This window comes from Streptomyces sp. Q6, assembly GCF_036967205.1.
Lineage (GTDB): Bacteria > Actinomycetota > Actinomycetes > Streptomycetales > Streptomycetaceae > Streptomyces > Streptomyces citrinus.
Genome location: NZ_CP146022.1, coordinates 5,964,101 through 5,981,204, shown reverse-complemented (window position 1 = coordinate 5,981,204; position 17,104 = coordinate 5,964,101). Strand labels below are relative to the sequence as shown.

Below are 17,104 nucleotides of genomic sequence, written 5' to 3'. Positions count from 1 at the left end.
GACGAGGAGCTGGGTGGGCGTGACGCACGGATACGGGCAACAGGGCGGACCGGCAGGTGGTTTCGGGGCCCCGCCCCCCGCGTTCCAGCCCGCCCCGCCGCCTCCCCCGCCGGTCGTGCCCGGCCCCGAGTTCGTGGCCGCCGACGAGTACAACGGCCTCGTCGTCGACTCCGAGGGCGCCCATTTCGAACAGGGCCCCCACGCCATCGACCTCCCGTGGTCCCGGCTGCGCACGGTGCACTTCCAGCCGCTGCCGTCGGGGTTGTCCGTGACGGCGGTGACCCACGACGGCCCGGTCTTCGCCTGCCAGGTCCGGGCGCGCCGCAGGTCACAGGTGGCCACGTGGAGCGCGGAACTCGGGGCGGTGTTGCAGCACTACCTCCAGGGCCGGTGACTCACCGGGCGGCCCGTTTCAGGACGAGTACGGTGCGTGGCCGGCCGCCCGGCCCGGGGAGCCGGAGGAGGGAACTGCCGACCCGGTGGTGGCCGAGGGAGCGGCGGACCCGGTCCAGATGGGGACTGCGCCGCCCCGCGGAGTCGTGCAGCGGGTAGACGCGGACCTCGCCGCCCGGTGCGGTGACACGGACCAGTTCGAGCAGTCCGGCGAGCTGTTCGGCCGGGCCGAAGACCTCGGGGTAGGCGAAGAGCAGATAGCTGCTGAGCGTCAGCCCGAAGGTCCCGCCGCGGAACGGGAGTCGCGGCAGGGCGGCCGCAACGTAGTCCTCCGGGTGGTCGGTCACGTCGGCCGCGAAGAGTTCCCGCGCCCGGTCCCAGCTGCGCAGATAGGCCTCCGGGCGCCCGCTCAGCGCGGCCGTGGAGATCTCCGGGGCGGCGCGCGCGTGGGCTGCCATCGCGTCCCGTCCGGCCCGCGCCCGCGCCTCCATCCGCGCCATCCGGGCGTACTCCGGGTCCACCGCGACGGCCCGGCCGCCCAGGTGCCGCACTTCGGCGACCAGGGCGGCGGCCCCGCCGGGACAGTCGAGCAGCGGACCGGCCGCGAGCGCGGCGCACAGCGCGCGCCGGGTCAGCCCGAACAGTCCGCAGTACTCGTCGAGCGGCCGGGAGGTGACCAGGATCCCGGCCGCGGGGTCGGCGCTCACCATGCGTCGATCCGATCACCGGGGTGATCGCTCCGCATCTCGGGCGGCGCGGGCCGTCAACCGGGCGGTCGCGCTCTCCTACCGCTCCCAGGTGACATGTATGACCCGCGCCCGCGCCTGACCGGCGCCTCCTCATATGCCAAGAAGTTCTTCACGCCATAGGAGGCAACGTTTTTCCGGCGCGGCGCACGCTCGGCGCCGGTCCGCCGCGCCCGCCCGGATGATCTTGAGCAGCCCGCTACTCTCCCGGACTCCCCGCCCCCACACCGAGGAGAACGCGTGCGCCCCAAGCTGGACTTGAGCGACGACCCCGTTCAGCAGCGCCTGTTACGCAAGGCGCTGGAGGTCTTCCAGGAGGGCGGACGCGGGTCTGTCCTCCAGGAGATGGCGCGGGAAGTCCTGACAGGCCGAGTCGGCCTCCGCGAGGCGACCCGGATCCCCGCGTACGCGGAGGCGGTCATCGACCAGGGGCGGGAGTTCCGCGAACGGTGGGAGTCGATGCCGGACGCGGAGCGGGATGCGCTGGCGCGGGAGGGGGAGCGGCAGGTTGGGGAGGAGCGGGCGCGCCTGGCCGCGGAGCGCGCGGAGCGGGGGCGGTCGTGACGCTGGCCGTGAAGACGGAGGATCTGGTCGGGTTCGCGCGACTGGTTCGCAGGGCGAGCGAGGACTGCGGGAGCGCGCGGGCGTATCTCGACCGCAGCACGAGGATCGACTGGGCCGCGGCCGGATATGTGTGGGACACCGTCATCGGTGATCACACGCAGCGAGTCCGCGATGCCCTCGACGTCTTGAGTCGTTTCGACACGATCCTCAGTGCCTCGACGACCGAGTTGCGTAAGACCGCCACCTGGTACGAGTCGGTCGATCTGGAGCAGGCGCGCAAGCTCGACGCGACCTACCCCACCGGAAAGTCGTCCGCGGCAATCCCTCGAGCTCGCCGTGACAGCGGGACGTCCTTCGGGGACGTGCGCGATGCAGGTCAACGCCTCAAGCAGCCTGGGGGCGCGGACGGCTGGCTCCAAGGGCATCTGGCGGAGCTGAAATTCGCTCCGGTCAACAAGACAGTGGGCAGCCTGCTCGATTTCGGCAGTGTGTCCGCACTTGCCAATGAGGGCCTCAAGCTGGTCTTCGGCTGGGATGTCCTGGGCGAGATCTGCAATTGGTTCGTGGGTGATTGGCAGAGCTATGCCGACTGTGCCGACGCATGGGACTGCCTCGGAAACGCATGCGCGGACATGGCCGAGAATCTACGGCACGGAAATGGCGTGCTGAGCATCACCTGGCGGGGCAATGCCGCCGACGCGGCGTGGAAATACTTCAACGATGCGGCCGACAAACTCGACGTGGCACGCGAAGCCTTCCACGACCTTCGAGAGCGCTACAAGAATGTTGCCGTGATCGTCTACACCACTGCCGAAAGCGCGAAAAGCGGTGCGGCTGAACTGTGCGACCTGGGGGTGCAGTTCGCCATCTCGGCCGCTGCGTCCGCAGGAATGGCAGCTTCTGGCGTCGGCTTCGCGGGGTCCTTCGTCGGCGTGGCCTTCGCCGCCGAACGCGCGGCCACCATGATCAAGAGATACCGGGACCTCACCAAGCAGTACGACTACCTCATGGCGACCCTGAACGGCATCTTCGTCGGCGCTGGAGCCATGAGCGCCCTCGTCGGTGACGTCAGGAAATTCCCCGTAGTGGGCAAGAGCTACGACAACGCTCTCGCCTGACCCCCGCAGTTCGTTCCAGCATGAGAGAGCACGTGAACCTCGAACAGCGATCGACCCCGGACATCATGAGCAACAGCGACCAGCGAATGCTCACCTTCCTGGTGGGCTTCTTCACTACCATCTGCACATTCGCGACGGTGACCCACGTGCTGCAAGGGTCGATCAAAGCGCCCTTGATCGGCGTCGATCTGGTATTGCTCTACGGCTTCTATTTGGCCGTCCAGGGTTGGCGGCGAAGGGAGACACAGCTTTCCTGCGCCGCACTATTGGTACTGCCCGGACTCTTTCTGGCCGCCTACCTGTCGAGACACATGTAGGTGGTCAGACCCCCGCCGCAACCCGCCCCGTCGTCGCGATGGTCGCCGACCCCACCACCCGTGTCCCGTCGTACAGGACGATCGCCTGGCCCGGGGCGACGCCGCGGACCGGCTCTGTGAAGGAGACCTGGAGTTCGTCGTCGACGAGTTCCGCCGTCACCTCGGTCTCGCCGCCGTGGGCGCGCAGCTGCGCCGTGTACGTGCCGGGGCCGGACGGGGCCGCTCCGCACCAGCGGGGCTTGATCGCCGTCAGGGTCGTGACGTCGAGGGAGGCCGCCGGGCCCACCGTCACCGTGTTGTTCACCGGGGAGATGTCCAGGACGTAGCGCGGCTTGCCGTCGGGGGCCGGGGTGCCGATGCGCAGGCCCTTGCGCTGGCCGATGGTGTAGCCGAAGGCGCCCTCGTGGGTGCCGAGCTTGGCGCCGAACTCGTCGACGATGTCGCCCTCCGACTTGCCCAGGCGCGACGCCAGGAAGCCCTGCGTGTCGCCGTCGGCGATGAAGCAGATGTCGTGGGAGTCGGGCTTCTTGGCGACCGCGAGGCCGCGCCGCTCCGCCTCCGCGCGGATCTCGTCCTTCGTCGTCTCCGTGTCGCCCAGCGGGAACATCGCGTGGGCGAGCTGGCGGTCGTCCAGGACGCCGAGGACGTAGCTCTGGTCCTTGGCCATGTCGGTCGCGCGGTGCAGCTCACGGTCGCCGTCGGCGTTCACGACGACCTGCGCGTAGTGGCCGGTGCAGACCGCGTCGAAGCCGAGGGCCAGCGCCTTGTCGAGCAGAGCCGCGAACTTGATCTTCTCGTTGCAGCGCAGGCACGGGTTCGGCGTGCGTCCGGCCTCGTACTCGGCGATGAAGTCCTCGACCACGTCCTCGCGGAAGCGGTCGGCCAGGTCCCAGACGTAGAAGGGGATGCCGATGACGTCCGCCGCGCGGCGCGCGTCGCGGGAGTCCTCGATGGTGCAACAGCCCCGGGCGCCCGTACGGAAGGACTGCGGGTTCGCGGACAGGGCCAGGTGGACGCCTGTCACGTCGTGGCCCGCTTCCGCGGCGCGGGCCGCCGCCACGGCGGAGTCCACGCCACCGGACATGGCGGCGAGGACGCGGAGGGGGCGGGCCTGCTCGGGGGCGACGGGGCTCTGGGGAGTCTGCGAAGTCATAGCTCTAACAGGGTACGGCGCCGCGGGAACCCGTTCGCGCGGATATCCGTTGTGGATCTCGTACGGGGAGTGCGGGCGTACGGCATGACGGGGGGGGGCGTCACGTGGGGAAGCAGGGAGCCGGCACGGGCCGGGACGGCGGTCGCGGGGTCAGCCGGCGCACCCTGATCATCGGGGGTGCGGCGTCGGCCGTGGGCGTCGGGCTGCTCGCGCGCAGCGATCTCGCGCACATGTGGTGGCAGGTGCCGGGCGTCGACAAGCCGCGCACGGCCGGTGCGGTGGACTTCAAGGGCGCGCAGTGGGTGGCGGCGGCCGCGGCGAACTGGCGGCGGGCGGACCGGCCCGCCGACTACCCGATCGACCGGGTCGTCGTGCACGTCACACAGGGGAGCTACAACAGCACGTTGCGGGTGTTCAAGGACCCGTGGCACGGGGCGGCGGCGCATTACGTGGTCCGCAAGGACGGGCACATCGCGCAGATGATCCGCGAGCTGGACGTCGCGTTCCACGCGGGGAACAAGGACTACAACCAGCGCAGTGTCGGGATCGAGCACGAGGGCTTCGTGGACCGGCCCGAGGACTTCACGGCCGCCATGTACGAGGCGTCGGCCCGGCTGACCGCCGCGATATGCAGACGGTACGGGTTCCCGCCGGACCGCAAGCATGTGATCGGGCACGTCGAGGTGCCGGGGACGGACCACACCGATCCGGGGCCGCACTGGGACTGGGACCGGTACATGCGGCTGGTGCGGGCCGCCCATGAGCGGGGCGGCGCCGCCACGGCGTGAGCCGCGGCAGGCGCCGCGGTCAGCTCAGGCCCGCCGACCTCGCGCGTTCCACCGCGGGTCCGATCGCCGCCGCCACGGCTTCCACGTCCGCCTTCGTCGACGTGTGGCCGAGGGAGAAGCGGAGCGTGCCGCGGGCCAGGTCGGGGGATGTGCCGGTGGCGAGGAGGACGTGGCTGGGCTGGGCGATGCCCGCTGTGCAGGCCGAGCCCGTGGAGCATGCGATGCCCTGGGCGTCGAGGAGCAGGAGGAGCGAGTCGCCCTCGCAGCCGGGGAAGGTGAAGTGGGCGTTGGCGGGGAGGCGGCCGCCGGGGGCCGGGTCGCCGCCGAGGATCGCCTCGGGGACGGCCGCGCGGACCGCGTCGACCAGTTCGTCGCGGAGTGCGCCGATCTCCTGGGCGAACCACGGGCGCTGTTCGGTCGCGATCCGGCCCGCCGCGGCGAAGGCCGCGATCGCGGGGACGTCGAGCGTGCCGGAGCGCACATGGCGCTCCTGGCCGCCGCCGTGCAGGACGGGGACGGGGGTGTACTCGCGGCCGAGGAGGAGCGCGCCGATGCCGTACGGGCCGCCGACCTTGTGGCCCGACACCGTCATCGCGGCGAGTCCCGAGGCGGCGAAGTCGACCGGGATCTGACCGTAGGCCTGGACCGCGTCCGCGTGCAGCGGGATGTCGAACTCCGCTGTCACGTCGGCGAGTTCACGCACCGGCTGGATCGTGCCGATCTCGTTGTTGGCCCACATGACGGTGGCGAGGGCGACGTCGTCGGGGTTGCGCTCGATCGCCGCCCGGAGGGTCTCGGCGTGGACGCGGCCGTGCGCGTCGACCGGCAGGTACTCCACGGTGGCGCCCTCGTGCTCGGCGAGCCAGTGCACGGCGTCGAGGACGGCGTGGTGCTCGACGGGGCTGGAGAGGACGCGGGTGCGGGCCGGGTCGGCGGCGCGGCGGGCCCAGTACAGGCCCTTCACGGCGAGGTTGTCGGCCTCGGTGCCGCCGGAGGTGAACACGACTTCGCTGGGGCGGGCGCCGAGCGAGGCGGCGAGGGACTCGCGGGACTCCTCGACGGTGCGCCGGGCGCGGCGTCCCGCGGCGTGCAGGGACGAGGCGTTGCCGGTGACGGCGAGCTGGGCGGTCATCACCTCGACGGCCTCCGGGAGCATCGGAGTGGTCGCGGCGTGGTCGAGGTAGGCCATGGTGGGCTCGATTCTACGAGCCCGCGGATGCGGCTCGACCGCCGCGTGGGGTCCCGTCCCACACGGTGGACGCGCGAGGGCGGCGCGCGGAGGCTCGACGGCGGCGCGCGGGCGGCGCGGAGTCAGCCCGCGATGCTCCAGGAGACCGTGCCGTCGGCGGCGATGAGGGCGCCGAGCACGAGGAGGTCGGCGACGCCGAGGCCGAGTCCGAGCAGGGCGCGGCCGCGCCGCGCGGTGCCGCGCCACAAGGAGAGGCTCGCGAGGGCGATGGCGACGGGGCCGAGGAAGACGTTCAGGACGAGCAGGCCGATCAGACCGAGGACGAAGGAGGCGACGGCCATGCCGTCGGTGTCCCTGCGGCCGGTGGGGCGGGCCTCGGGCTGCGTCCGGGTCTGCGGTTCCGCGGTGAGCTGCATGGTGGTACCCCCTGGTCGGAAGAGCGTCAGTGCTGAAGAGCGTCAGCCTGGTGACGGTGGCGGTGGCGGCGCGCGTGGCGCTCGCGGACCGCGAAGACGGTCAGCCAGACGCCGATGACGGCGGCCGCGACGAGTGTGAACGACAGTGGCGCGTGGGCCACGGCGCCGAGAGCGAAGCCCAGGAGCAGGAGGGCCGCTACGAGGAACAGCATGGAGAACCTCTCAGGGTCGATGGGTTACAACTGTTCACTGACTGACGAGTCTAGCGTGTGCACGACTTCCCCATTACGGAGAACAGTTGTTAACTGGATGACATGAGTCACACTCTCGGCATCCGGCAGGCGCAGAAGCAGAAGACCCGGCAGGCACTCCTGGACGCCGCGCTGGAACTGCTGGAGGAGCAGAGCCTCAGCAGCCTGGGGCTGCGGGAGGTCACGCGCGCCGTGGGCGTGGCCCCGACCGCCTTCTACCGGCACTTCGACAGCACGGCCGACCTGGGCGTCGCCCTGGTCGAGGAGGCGCTCGGCAGCCTGCACGCGGTGATCCGGGACGCCCTGACGGCGACCTGGGACAGCGGCGAACGCATCGCGCGGACCGTCGAGTTGATCGCCCGTCACGTGCGCACGCACTCCGCGCACGTGCGGTTCATCGCGCGGGAGCGGCACGGCGGTGTGCAGCGGGTGCGGGAGGCGATCGGCGCGCAGCTGGAGCAGTTCGCCGAGGAGGTGCGGGACGCGCTGCGACAGGATCCGGAGTCGGCCGGCTGGACCGAGGAGGACCTGCTGATGCTGGCCGGTCTCTACGTCGAGCACATGGTCATGACGGCCTCGGTCCTGCTGACCACCGCCCCCGAGGACCTGGCCCGCGCGTCCGACCTCGCGGAGCGGCAGATGCGGCTCGTGTCGCTGGGGCGAAAGCACTGGCTCGACCTGTCATGAGCTACTAGCCTTTCGGTCATGACAGCAGCCGCATGGACCCTCGACCGCAGCTACTCCAGCTCGTCCGGCGAGATCCGGTGGGCCGCGCTCGGCCCGGAGGACGCGCCGCCCGTGGTCCTCGTCCACGGCACGCCGTTCTCGTCGTACGTCTGGCGTGGCCCGGCGCGGGCGCTGGCCGCCGGACACCGCGTGTTCGTCTGGGACTTGCCGGGATACGGGCAGTCCGCGATGCACCCGGGGCAGGACCTCTCGCTCGACGCGCAGGCCCGTGTCTTCGCCGAACTGCTCGGTCACTGGGGGCTCGACCGGCCGGCCGTCGTCGCCCATGACGTCGGCGGGGCCGTCGCACTGCGGGCGCACCTGCTGCACGGCGCCGCCTACGCGCGGCTCGCCCTGGTCGACCCGGTGGCGATCGCGCCATGGGGCTCCCCCACGTACCGGCTCTTCGTCGAACAGGGCGATGTCTTCCGGCAGTTGCCGCCCGATCTGCACGAGGCGCTGATGCACCGGTACATCAGCTCCGGCAGCAGCCAGGGCCTGCACCCCGACACGCACGCGCGGCTCGTCGCGCCGTGGCTGACCGAGTCCGGCCGGGACTCCTTCTACCGCCAGATCGAGCAGAACGCCCCGGGTGCCGGCACGGACGACATCCAAGGCCGTTACGGGGAACTCGACCTGCCCGTCCTGATCTGCTGGGGCGCCGACGACACCTGGATCCCGGCCGCCAGGGGACACGAGCTGGCCGAGCTGATCCCCGGCGCCGAGCTGCGGATCATCGAGGGCGCGGGGCACCTCGTCCAGGAGGACGCTCCGGCCGAACTCACCTACGCGCTCGGGGAGTTCCTCCGTACAGAGCGGTGAGCGAGGCGGCGCAGCGGGCCAGTTCCTCGCGCGCCTGCGGGGGTTCGAGCACCTCCACGGAGTCGCCGAACTGGAGGAGCTGGCGCGCCGCGCCCACGGCCGGATAGCCGAGCCCGACCGTGATCCACTCGCCGGTCCCGTCGTCGTCGGGGCGGGCGAGCAAGGAGCCTCCGCACAGACGCAGGAACAGGTCGAAGCGGCTGCGGCGGACCCGCGCCGTGACCGTCACGCCGCCCGGCCGTACCTCCACCTGACGCTTCAGCACGGCCCATACGTCGGCGAGTTCAACCCCTTCGCGACGCTTGACCGGCGCGTCGGTGAGGGTCGCGGCGTGGATCCGGTCGGCGCGGAAGAGGCGGGGCACCGCGCGCCGGTCGGCGACCAGGTACCAGACGCCGGCCTTGGAGACGAGTCCGTACGGGTCGACGGTGTAGGTGCGCGGGGCGTCGGCGCCGCTGTGCCGGTAGCGGATACGCAGCCGCCGGTCGGCGAAGACGGCGTCCTGGAGGGCGCTGACGTCGACCTCGGCGGGCGGCGGCCCCATCCAGCGCGACGACTCGACCAGGATGCGGCGGCTCGTCAACTCGGCGGCGGGGCGGTGGGGTTCGGGCAGCGCGGCCATGACCTTGCGCAGCGCCGATCTCATGGCGGCGTCGAGGCCGAGGGCGGCGTGGGCGCCCTGCGCGGCGAGGATGAACAGGGCGCGGGACTCGTCGGCGGTCAGTCCGGTGACATCGGTGCGGTAGCCCGGCAGCAGGGCGATGCCGCCGTGCCGCCCGCGCTCGGCGTAGACCGGCACCCCGGCCGTGGACAGCGCCTCGACGTCCCGGTAGATGGTCCGCACGGAGACCTCCAGACGGTCCGCGAGCTCATGGGCGGGGACGCGGCCGCGGGTCTGGAGGAGGAGCAGGATCGAGAGCAGGCGATCGGACTTCACCGGGCCAGCGTGCCGCAGACGGGCCGCTAACGCCGACGCATGCGGCCGACTCTGCGGCTGGTGATGCCGATGTACGCGGCCCGTCATGCGACAAGTAACGCCGACGCACGCGGCCGGTCATGCGGCAGGCAATGCTGACGGAAGGTGTCAGGAAATCGCGGCACAGTGCGGGGCGTGGCACAGCCACCGAGACCCCAGGGAGCCCCCGTGACCACGACCGACACCGACACCCACACCCACACCGACACCGACACCGACACCGACACCGACACCGACAGCAAGATCTCGACCCGGACCGGAGAGCGCGGTCCCGACCCACGCCCCCTCTTCGACCGGGCCACCGCCCAGGCGACCCGGCTCGTCGCCGCGGCACGGCCGGCCCGCTTCACCGACCCCACGCCCTGTAGGGAGTTCGACGTTCGGCGGCTGATCTCGCACCTCGTCGGGGTCACGCGGCGGATCGCGGTCGTCGGGGAGGGCGGCGACGGGCTCGCCGTGGCCCCGTTCGCCGACACGGTCGCCGACGAGGCGCTCGCGGTCGCGTACGAGGACGCCCGCGCGGCCGCGCTCAGGGCCTGGCGGGACGACGCCCGCCTGGACGCCGAGGTCGCCGTCCCCTGGGGCAACGTGCCGGGGCGGGCGGCGCTCGCCGGGTACGTGATGGAGACGGTCACCCACACCTGGGACCTGTGGGAGGCGCTCGGCCGTCCCGGCACCCTGGACCCGGAGCTCGCCGGCTTCGCGCTCGGCGTGGCCCGCACGGTGCTCCCGGCCGAGCGGCGCGGCCCCGACGTACCGTTCGGCGCGACCGTCGCCGCGCCCGAGCGGGCGGACACCTACGGGGAGTTGGCGGCCTGGCTGGGCCGCAGCCCCCTCGGCGAGAAGAACTAGCCGAGCCGGACGCGGGCCAGCTGGCGGGACTGGGCGACGAGACGGTCCTGGGTGTCCCAGACCTCGGCGTCCTCCTCCAGGAAGCCGCCGGCCAGGTTCCGCGTCGTGATGGCCACGCGGAGCGGGCCGGGCGCGGGGCGGCAGCGCACGTGGACGGTCAGCTCGACCGTCGGCACCCAGCCCTTGAGGCCCATCTCGAACGCCGTGGGCGGCAGCGCGTCCACGGCGAGCAGCAGCGACAACGGGTCCGCGTCCCGGCCGTCGGCGAGGCCGAACCAGGCCCGCATCTCGCCCTTGCCGGACGGGGCGCCGAGCGCCCAGCCGAGCGTCGAGGGGTCGAGCTTGAGCGCGAGCCGGTCGGTGATCGCGCTGCTGCCGGGCACCGGGGGCGCCCCCTCGGGCGCGTCGCCCGCGCCGAAGCACTGGTCGATCGGCGGGATGGCCGGGGCCTGCGCGCTGGTGCGCACGTCGTCGGGGAGCGCGTCCAGGTCCCCGTACGAGGCGAGGACGCGGATCCGCTCGACCTCGGTGCCGTCCTCGGCGTACTGGAACAGCGAGGCCTGGCCGGTGGAGAGGGTGCGGCCGGAGCGGACCACGTCCGTGCGGATCACGGCGGGGCCCGGCGCGGACGCCGTCAGGTAGTGCGCGGAGACCGTGAACGGGTCGGAGTGCGGAAGGGCGTCGGCGAGGGCGCGGCCGAGCACGGCGAGGAGGTAGCCGCCGTTGACGGCGTTGATGATCGTCCAGCCGGCGGAGAGGTCGATGTCGTAGACCCCGGGCTCGCCCGCGCGCCGGGTGACGGCGGTGTCGCGGTCGAACTCGCTGTCGCCGATGGTCGCCGTCTTCGTCACCGTCGTCGCCGCACGGTCCTGCGTGGATACTGCGTCTGCCATACCGGAAACGTACAACAGCTAACTACTAAGCGGTAGCTTTTGTAGGCAACGCAACGGCTACGGCGTCTCCTCCGTCACCTCGACCGCCGTCGACCTGCGGTTCCAGGCGCGCGGGGCGCGCCAGTGGTAGCGCATCGCGAGGAGCCGCAGGACGAAGGCGACGACGACCGCGATGCCGCTGGTGACGCCGGTCAGGGCGTCGAAGCGGATGCACAGGACGACGATCGCGGCGCCGACCATGGCCGGGACGGCGTAGAGGTCGCGGTCCCAGCGGACGAGCGACGGCACCTCGTTGGCGATGATGTCGCGCGCCACACCGCCGCCGACGGCCGTGGCGAGGCCGAGGGCCGCCGATGCGGTGAGGCCGAGGCCGTAGTCGTACGCCTTCGTCGTGCCGGTGACGCAGAACAGGCCGAGGCCCGCCGCGTCGAAGATGTTCACGGCCGTCTGGGTGCGCTCGACCTCGGGGTGCAGGAAGAAGACGAGGGCGGCGGCGAACAGCGGGGTGATGAAGTAGCCGAGGTCGGTGAACGCGGCGGGCGGCACCGCGCCGATGACCAGGTCGCGGAACAGCCCTCCGCCCAGCGCGGTGGCCTCGGCGAGCGCGGCGATGCCGAAGACGTCCCAGTTCTTGCGGACCGCCATCAGGGCACCGGAGATCGCGAAGACGAAGATCCCGATGAGGTCGAGCCAATGCTGGACGGAGGGGGTGAAGAGTTCCTCAAGCACCCGACATTCTTACCTGCCGGGCAGGCGGCTACAGACTCGGCTTGCCCGTGGTGAACAGCCAGGTGTCGAAGAGATCGTCGAGCTGCTGCCCGGAGACCCGCTCGGCGAGGGCGATGAAGTCGTCCGTGTTCGCGTTGCCGTAGCGGTTCAGGCGCGTCCAGTCCGGCAGCAGTTTGAAGAACGCCTTGTCGCCGATGCGCTCGCGCAGCATCTGGAGCGTCATCGCGCCGCGCTGGTAGACGGCGGAGACGAACATCGTGTCGCGCTGCGGGTCACCGATCTTCGTCTGCCAGAACGTGGACGTGGCGGGGCGGGAGTCGTAGCCCGCCTGGAACGAGTCGTGGGCGGAGCGGACGCCCTTGTGCTCGGACCACAGCCACTGCGCGTAGGTGGCGAAGCCCTCGTTGAGCCAGATGTTCTTCCACTGCTCGACGGAGACGGAGTCGCCGAACCACTGGTGGGCCAGCTCGTGCACGATCGTCGACTCGGAGCGGACGGCGGAGTAGATGGGCTTGGACTGGGTCTCCAGGGAGAACCCGGCCTGCGGCATGTCGTCGACGATCGCGCCCGTCTCCTCGAAGGGGTACGGGCCGAAGACCTGCGACCAGTAGTCGGTGGCCTCGGCGGTCACCGCGTACACGTCGACGCTGTTGCTGCCCGCGAGGACCGGGTCGATGGCCACGTAGATGGGCGTGCCGCCCGGGGTCGTGCCGGTCTTCACGTCGAACGTACCGATGGTCGCGGTCGCGAGATAGGTCGCCATGGGCTTCGTCTCGCGCCAGTGGTGGACGGTCGAGGCGCCGTCCTTGGTGTCGTACGTGCCGACGAGCCGGCCGTTCGAGACACCGGTCAGGCCCTTGGGCGCCTTGATCCTGATGTCGTACGTGGCCTTGTCGGCGGGGTGGTCGCTGGACGGGAACCAGGTGGAGGCGGCGTTCGGTTCGCACGCGACGAAGACGCCGTCGGGGGTCTTCATCCAGCCGTAGTCGGAGCCGAAGACGATGGGGCCGCTGAGCGCTTCGGGGACGCCGCCGTAGGTGACGGCGACGGTGAAGGTGTTGCCCTTGCGCAGCGCGGTGCGGGGCGTGACGACGATCTCGTCGCCGGTGCGCGTGAACCCGGCGCGTCTGCCGTTCACCTCGATCTTCGTGACCGTCAGCTTCTGGAGGTCGAGGTCGAAGGAGGAGAGGTTCTGGGTGGCACGCGCGGTGAGGGTCGTGCGGCCGTCGAGGCGGTCCGTGTCGGGGTCGTACGCCACGTCGAGGGCGTAGTGGCGGGCGTCGAAGCCGCCGTTGCCGAGCTGCGGGAAGTACGGGTCGCCGATGCCGTCGGAGCCGGGGGTGGGGGCGGGCGAGGCGGCGATCAGGCAGAAGGATGCGGCCGCGACGGTGAGGGCGGCCAGGCGTGCCGAACGGGAGAGTGCCATGGGCGTGCGTCCCTTTCGAGCGTGTTCCGGTGTATCGGACACCGAGACACTGCCGTTCGGGGCGCGGCGTGTACATGACCCTTCTGGGTCATGTTGGGCCGCCGCACGAGCCGCCGGTCGAGCCGACGCCGCACCGGGGCGGGGCCCCGGTGCGGCGTGCGCGCTACTTCTTGTCGGCCTCGGCAGCGGGCTCGGGCTCGGGCTCGGAGGCCGGCTCGCCGGCGGGCTCGGGCTCGGGCGCGGAGGCCGGCTCGGACTCCGGTTCCGAAGACACCGAATCCGACTCCGACTCCGACGCCGACTCCGGCTCCGACGCCGGCTCCGGCTGAGCCGCCGCCTCCGGCTCGGACGCGGCCTCGGGCTCAGCGGCCGTCTCGGCCGGGGCCTCCGACGTAGCCACCGCTTCCGGTTCCACCACCGCTTCCGGTTCGGTCACCGCTTCCGGCTCGGCCACCGCTTCCGGTTCCGCCACCGCTTCCGGCGTCGACGGGACCGTGATCACGTCGATCGCCGCCTCCTTGGCCACCGAGAGCAGCTTGGTGTCCTCGGGGGCCTGGTCCGCCGCGTTCTCCGGGTGGTGGCAGGCCACCTGGTGACCGGACGCGAGCTGGAGCAGCGGCGGCTCCTGGGTCGCGCAGATGTCCGTCGCCTTCCAGCAGCGCGTGTGGAAACGGCAGCCGGAGGGCGGGGAGATCGGCGAGGGGACGTCGCCGCGCAGCAGGATGCGCTCGCTCTTGGCACCGCGCCGCTTGGGGTCCGGGACCGGGACGGCGGACAGCAGCGCCTTCGTGTACGGGTGCATCGGCGACGCGTACAGGTCGTTGCGGTCGGCGAGCTCCACGATCTTGCCCAGGTACATCACGGCGATCCGGTCCGAGACGTGCCGGATGACCGAGAGGTCGTGCGCGATGATCACGTACGTGAGACCGAGCTCGTCCTGGAGATCGTCGAGGAGGTTGACGACCTGCGCCTGGATGGAGACGTCGAGCGCCGAGACCGGCTCGTCCGCGACCACGAGCTTCGGCTTGAGGGCCAGCGCGCGGGCGATGCCGATGCGCTGGCGCTGACCGCCGGAGAACTCGTGCGGGTAGCGGTTGAAGTGCTCCGGGTTCAGGCCGACCAGCTCCAGGAGGCGCTGGACCTCCTTCTTCACGCCGCCCTCGGGCGTCTCGCCCTGGAGCCGGAACGGCGCCGAGACGATCGAGCCGATGGTGTGGCGCGGGTTCAGCGAGCCGTACGGGTCCTGGAAGATCATCTGGATGTCGCGGCGCAGCGGACGCATGCCGCCGGACTTCAGATGCGTGATGTCCTTGCCCTCGAACTCGATCGACCCGCCGGTCGGTTCGAGCAGCCGCGTGATGACCCGGCCCATCGTCGACTTGCCGCAGCCGGACTCGCCGACGACGCCGAGCGTCTCGCCGCGCCTGACCTGGAAGTCGATGCCGTCGACGGCCTTCACCGCGGCAACCGTCCGCTGCAGCACGCCCTTCTTGATCGGGAAGTGCTTGACGAGGCCCTTGACCTCGAGCAGCACGTCCCGGTCCTCGGGCGAGGTCGCCTGGGCGGGGATGTCGGCCGTCTTCTTCTCGTCCACAGACTCGGTGTCACTCACAGCTTCGGCGCAATCTCTTCGGTCCAGATCCGCGTGCGGTCCTCGGGCGAGAGGTGGCAGGCGGAGTAGTGTCCGCCGTCCGCGAGGCGCAGTTCGGGGCGCTCGGTGCGGGTGACCCCGCCCTTGGGAACGTCCGCGTACGGGCAGCGCGGGTGGAAGGCGCAGCCGGACGGCACGTTGATGAGGCTCGGCGGCTGGCCCTTGACCGGCACGAGCCGGTCCGTCTGCTGCCGGTCGATGCGCGGCATCGAGCCCAGCAGACCCCAGGTGTACGGGTGCTGGGGCACCTCGAAGACCTCGTGCACCGGCCCGCGCTCCACGCACCGGCCGCCGTACATGACGAGCACCTGGTCGGCGATCTCGGCCACCACACCCAGGTCGTGGGTGATGAGGACGACCGCCGACTCGAACTCCTGCTGGAGGTCCCGGATCAGGTCGAGGATCTGCGCCTGCACGGTGACGTCGAGCGCGGTGGTCGGCTCGTCCGCGATGAGCAGCTGCGGGTTGTTGGCCAGCGACATCGCGATCATGGCGCGCTGGCGCATACCGCCGGAGAACTCGTGCGGGTAGCTGTCGACGCGCTTGGCGGGCTCGGGAATGCCGACGCGGTCCAGGAGTTCGACGGCGCGCCTGCGCGCGACCTTCTTGCTGACGTCGTTGTGGATGCGGTACGCCTCCACGATCTGGTTGCCGATCGTGTAGTACGGGTGCATCGCCGACAGCGGATCCTGGAAGATCATCGCCATGTCCCGGCCGCGCAGCCTGCGCACGTCGTCCGGGGCGGCGGAGATCAGTTCCTTGCCGTCGAGCCAGATCTCACCGGACATCTGCACGTTCTTGCCGCGGGCGCCGAGCCGGTGCAGGCCCATGATCGCCAGCGACGTGACCGACTTGCCGGAGCCGGACTCGCCGACGATGGAGAGCGTCTCGCCCTTCTCCAGGGAGAAGCTCAGCCCGTCGACGGACTTCACGAGGCCGTCGTCGGTCGGGAAGTGCACCTTCAGGTCGCGCACCTCGAGGAACGAGGTGGGCGCGGGCGTGCTGCTCACGGGCTCGCCGACGGCCGCGCCGGTTTTGGACAGTTCGGTCACGAGAGCCTCACCCGCGGGTCGGCGGCGGCGTAGAGAAGGTCCACCAGAAGGTTGCACAGGACGACGAAGAACGCGGCGAGCAGGGTCACGCCGAGCACCTTCGGCAGGTCGTTGTCGGTGATGCCCTGCACCGCGTACTCGCCGATGCCGTGCAGCGAGAAGACCTTCTCGGTGAGCACGGCACCGCCGAACAGCAGCCCGATGTCCATGCCGAAGACCGTGATGATGGGGGTCAGCGCGGCCCGCAGGCCGTGCCGTCCGACCACGGTGCGCTCGGGCAGGCCCTTGGCGCGCGCGGTGCGGATGAAGTCCTCGTTCATCGTCTCCAGCATGCCCGAGCGGGTGAGCCGGGCGTAGATGGCGGAGTACAGCAGCGCGAGCGAACACCACGCTGGGAACAGCGTGTTGGCCCACTGCGCCGGGTTCTCGGTGAAGGGGACATAGGTGCGGCCGAAGATCGGCCACTGGTAGGTGAAGAGCAGCAGCGCCAGCTGACCGGTGAAGAAGATGGGCATCGAGACGCCCGCGAGGGCGATACCCATGAACGTACGGTCGAAGATGGATCCGGGCTTGAGCGCCGAGATCACACCGACCGCCACACCGGAGAGCAGCCAGAGCACCGCGGCGCCGACGATGAGCGACACAGTGGTCGGCAGCCGGTCGGTGAGTTCGGGCCACACAGGAATGTGGTTCTTGAACGAGTAGCCGAAGCACGGCGCGTCGCAGTGCAGCGTGGTGGGGCCGAACTGGTACGAGGCCCCGGAGACGATCCCCTTGATGAAGTGCCAGTACTGGAGGTAGACCGGCTGGTCGAGTCCCAGGTTGTGCTTGACGGCCGCGATGTCGGCGGCCGAGGGGCTCTTGCCGATGTACTGCTGCGCGAGCTGGTCGGCGGTCTGGCCGGCGAGCCGTGGCAGCAGGAAGAAGATTGCAAAAGTGACCGCCGTGACGACCAGCAGCAGGATCACTGCCGCGATCAGTCGGCGGATGATGTACGAGATCACGGGGACCGGCGCTGGTGCCCGCGGGCCGAAGAGCCCGC

Annotated in this window: 20 protein-coding genes; 8 read left to right on the top strand and 12 right to left on the bottom strand. The window is 71.1% G+C overall.

Annotated elements, in window-relative coordinates; all coding sequences use genetic code 11:
- Positions 1–19: 19 nt before the first annotated feature.
- Positions 20–394 carry a hypothetical protein gene (locus V2W30_RS27905; protein ID WP_338700803.1) on the top strand — a complete coding sequence of 125 codons (375 nt, stop codon included), beginning with the start codon at positions 20–22 and terminating at the stop codon, positions 392–394.
- A 1-nt stretch (position 395) separates the two neighbouring features.
- On the opposite strand, the gene V2W30_RS27900 is transcribed toward V2W30_RS27905, so the two are convergent.
- Entirely contained in the window at positions 396–1,103 is a 708-nt protein-coding gene (locus tag V2W30_RS27900; protein ID WP_338700802.1) for a class I SAM-dependent methyltransferase, read from the bottom strand.
- Between the two features lie 276 nt (positions 1,104–1,379).
- Between V2W30_RS27900 and V2W30_RS27895 the strand changes: the two genes are divergently transcribed.
- The 3 genes from V2W30_RS27895 to V2W30_RS27885 are packed head-to-tail and all read left to right on the top strand — an operon-like array spanning position 1,380 to position 3,138.
- The gene (locus V2W30_RS27895) at positions 1,380–1,703 is read left to right on the top strand and encodes a hypothetical protein (RefSeq protein ID WP_338700801.1); all 324 of its coding nucleotides are present in this window, start codon (positions 1,380–1,382) and stop codon (positions 1,701–1,703) included.
- The gene (locus tag V2W30_RS27890) at positions 1,700–2,821 is read left to right on the top strand and encodes a hypothetical protein (protein ID WP_338700800.1); all 1,122 of its coding nucleotides are present in this window, start codon (positions 1,700–1,702) and stop codon (positions 2,819–2,821) included. The genes V2W30_RS27895 and V2W30_RS27890 overlap by 4 nt, the downstream gene beginning before the upstream one ends.
- 32 nt (positions 2,822–2,853) lie before the next feature.
- Complete coding sequence (locus V2W30_RS27885) at positions 2,854–3,138, top strand: hypothetical protein (RefSeq protein ID WP_338700798.1); 285 nt, start codon at positions 2,854–2,856, stop codon at positions 3,136–3,138.
- Positions 3,139–3,142: 4 nt separating this feature from the next.
- Here V2W30_RS27885 and mnmA read toward each other — a convergent pair whose 3' ends face one another.
- Positions 3,143–4,291: a tRNA 2-thiouridine(34) synthase MnmA gene (gene mnmA / locus V2W30_RS27880; RefSeq protein WP_338700796.1), complete on the bottom strand. Its 1,149-nt coding sequence runs from the start codon at positions 4,289–4,291 to the stop codon at positions 3,143–3,145.
- A gap of 104 nt (positions 4,292–4,395) precedes the next feature.
- Between mnmA and V2W30_RS27875 the strand changes: the two genes are divergently transcribed.
- Positions 4,396–5,079, top strand: coding sequence for a peptidoglycan recognition family protein (locus tag V2W30_RS27875; protein ID WP_338700794.1), 684 nt, complete (start codon positions 4,396–4,398; stop codon positions 5,077–5,079).
- Positions 5,080–5,098: 19 nt separating this feature from the next.
- Here the strand turns inward: V2W30_RS27875 and V2W30_RS27870 are convergent, their stop codons facing one another.
- From V2W30_RS27870 to V2W30_RS27860, 3 genes are all read right to left on the bottom strand, one after another.
- Positions 5,099–6,268 carry a cysteine desulfurase family protein gene (locus V2W30_RS27870; protein ID WP_338700792.1) on the bottom strand — a complete coding sequence of 390 codons (1,170 nt, stop codon included), beginning with the start codon at positions 6,266–6,268 and terminating at the stop codon, positions 5,099–5,101.
- A gap of 122 nt (positions 6,269–6,390) precedes the next feature.
- A complete protein-coding gene (locus tag V2W30_RS27865; RefSeq protein WP_338700790.1) occupies positions 6,391–6,684 on the bottom strand; it encodes a hypothetical protein in 294 nt (97 codons plus the stop codon).
- A gap of 26 nt (positions 6,685–6,710) precedes the next feature.
- Positions 6,711–6,896 carry a hypothetical protein gene (locus V2W30_RS27860; protein ID WP_338700788.1) on the bottom strand — a complete coding sequence of 62 codons (186 nt, stop codon included), beginning with the start codon at positions 6,894–6,896 and terminating at the stop codon, positions 6,711–6,713.
- A gap of 102 nt (positions 6,897–6,998) precedes the next feature.
- Here V2W30_RS27860 and V2W30_RS27855 point away from each other — a divergent pair, with 102 nt between their 5' ends.
- Positions 6,999–7,622, top strand: a complete 624-nt coding sequence (locus tag V2W30_RS27855) for a TetR family transcriptional regulator (protein ID WP_338700786.1) — start codon at positions 6,999–7,001, stop codon at positions 7,620–7,622.
- A gap of 18 nt (positions 7,623–7,640) precedes the next feature.
- Entirely contained in the window at positions 7,641–8,483 is an 843-nt protein-coding gene (locus V2W30_RS27850) for an alpha/beta fold hydrolase (RefSeq protein WP_338700784.1), read from the top strand.
- Here V2W30_RS27850 and V2W30_RS27845 read toward each other — a convergent pair.
- On the bottom strand, positions 8,443–9,420 hold the full coding sequence (locus V2W30_RS27845; RefSeq protein ID WP_338700782.1) for a YafY family protein: 978 nt from the start codon (positions 9,418–9,420) through the stop codon (positions 8,443–8,445). The genes V2W30_RS27850 and V2W30_RS27845 overlap by 41 nt on opposite strands.
- 282 nt (positions 9,421–9,702) lie before the next feature.
- On the opposite strand from V2W30_RS27845, the gene V2W30_RS27840 reads away from it, so the two are divergent.
- Positions 9,703–10,311, top strand: a complete 609-nt coding sequence (locus V2W30_RS27840; protein ID WP_338703784.1) for a TIGR03086 family metal-binding protein — start codon at positions 9,703–9,705, stop codon at positions 10,309–10,311.
- On the opposite strand, the gene V2W30_RS27835 is transcribed toward V2W30_RS27840, so the two are convergent.
- The 6 genes from V2W30_RS27835 to V2W30_RS27810 all read right to left on the bottom strand — a co-directional run bounded on the left by V2W30_RS27835 (position 10,308) and on the right by V2W30_RS27810 (position 17,066).
- Positions 10,308–11,204 carry a thioesterase family protein gene (locus V2W30_RS27835; protein WP_338700780.1) on the bottom strand — a complete coding sequence of 299 codons (897 nt, stop codon included), beginning with the start codon at positions 11,202–11,204 and terminating at the stop codon, positions 10,308–10,310. The two genes, V2W30_RS27840 and V2W30_RS27835, sit on opposite strands and share 4 nt — an antisense overlap.
- 57 nt (positions 11,205–11,261) lie before the next feature.
- The gene (locus V2W30_RS27830; RefSeq protein WP_338700778.1) at positions 11,262–11,933 is read right to left on the bottom strand and encodes a trimeric intracellular cation channel family protein; all 672 of its coding nucleotides are present in this window, start codon (positions 11,931–11,933) and stop codon (positions 11,262–11,264) included.
- Positions 11,934–11,961: 28 nt separating this feature from the next.
- Positions 11,962–13,359, bottom strand: a complete 1,398-nt coding sequence (locus tag V2W30_RS27825) for a M1 family metallopeptidase (RefSeq protein WP_338700777.1) — start codon at positions 13,357–13,359, stop codon at positions 11,962–11,964.
- A 163-nt stretch (positions 13,360–13,522) separates the two neighbouring features.
- A complete protein-coding gene (locus V2W30_RS27820) occupies positions 13,523–14,953 on the bottom strand; it encodes a dipeptide ABC transporter ATP-binding protein (protein WP_425244704.1) in 1,431 nt (476 codons plus the stop codon).
- A gap of 14 nt (positions 14,954–14,967) precedes the next feature.
- On the bottom strand, positions 14,968–16,062 hold the full coding sequence (locus V2W30_RS27815; RefSeq protein ID WP_338700773.1) for an ABC transporter ATP-binding protein: 1,095 nt from the start codon (positions 16,060–16,062) through the stop codon (positions 14,968–14,970).
- Complete coding sequence (locus V2W30_RS27810; protein WP_338700771.1) at positions 16,059–17,066, bottom strand: ABC transporter permease; 1,008 nt, start codon at positions 17,064–17,066, stop codon at positions 16,059–16,061. The genes V2W30_RS27815 and V2W30_RS27810 overlap by 4 nt, the downstream gene beginning before the upstream one ends.
- Positions 17,067–17,104 lie beyond the last annotated feature (38 nt).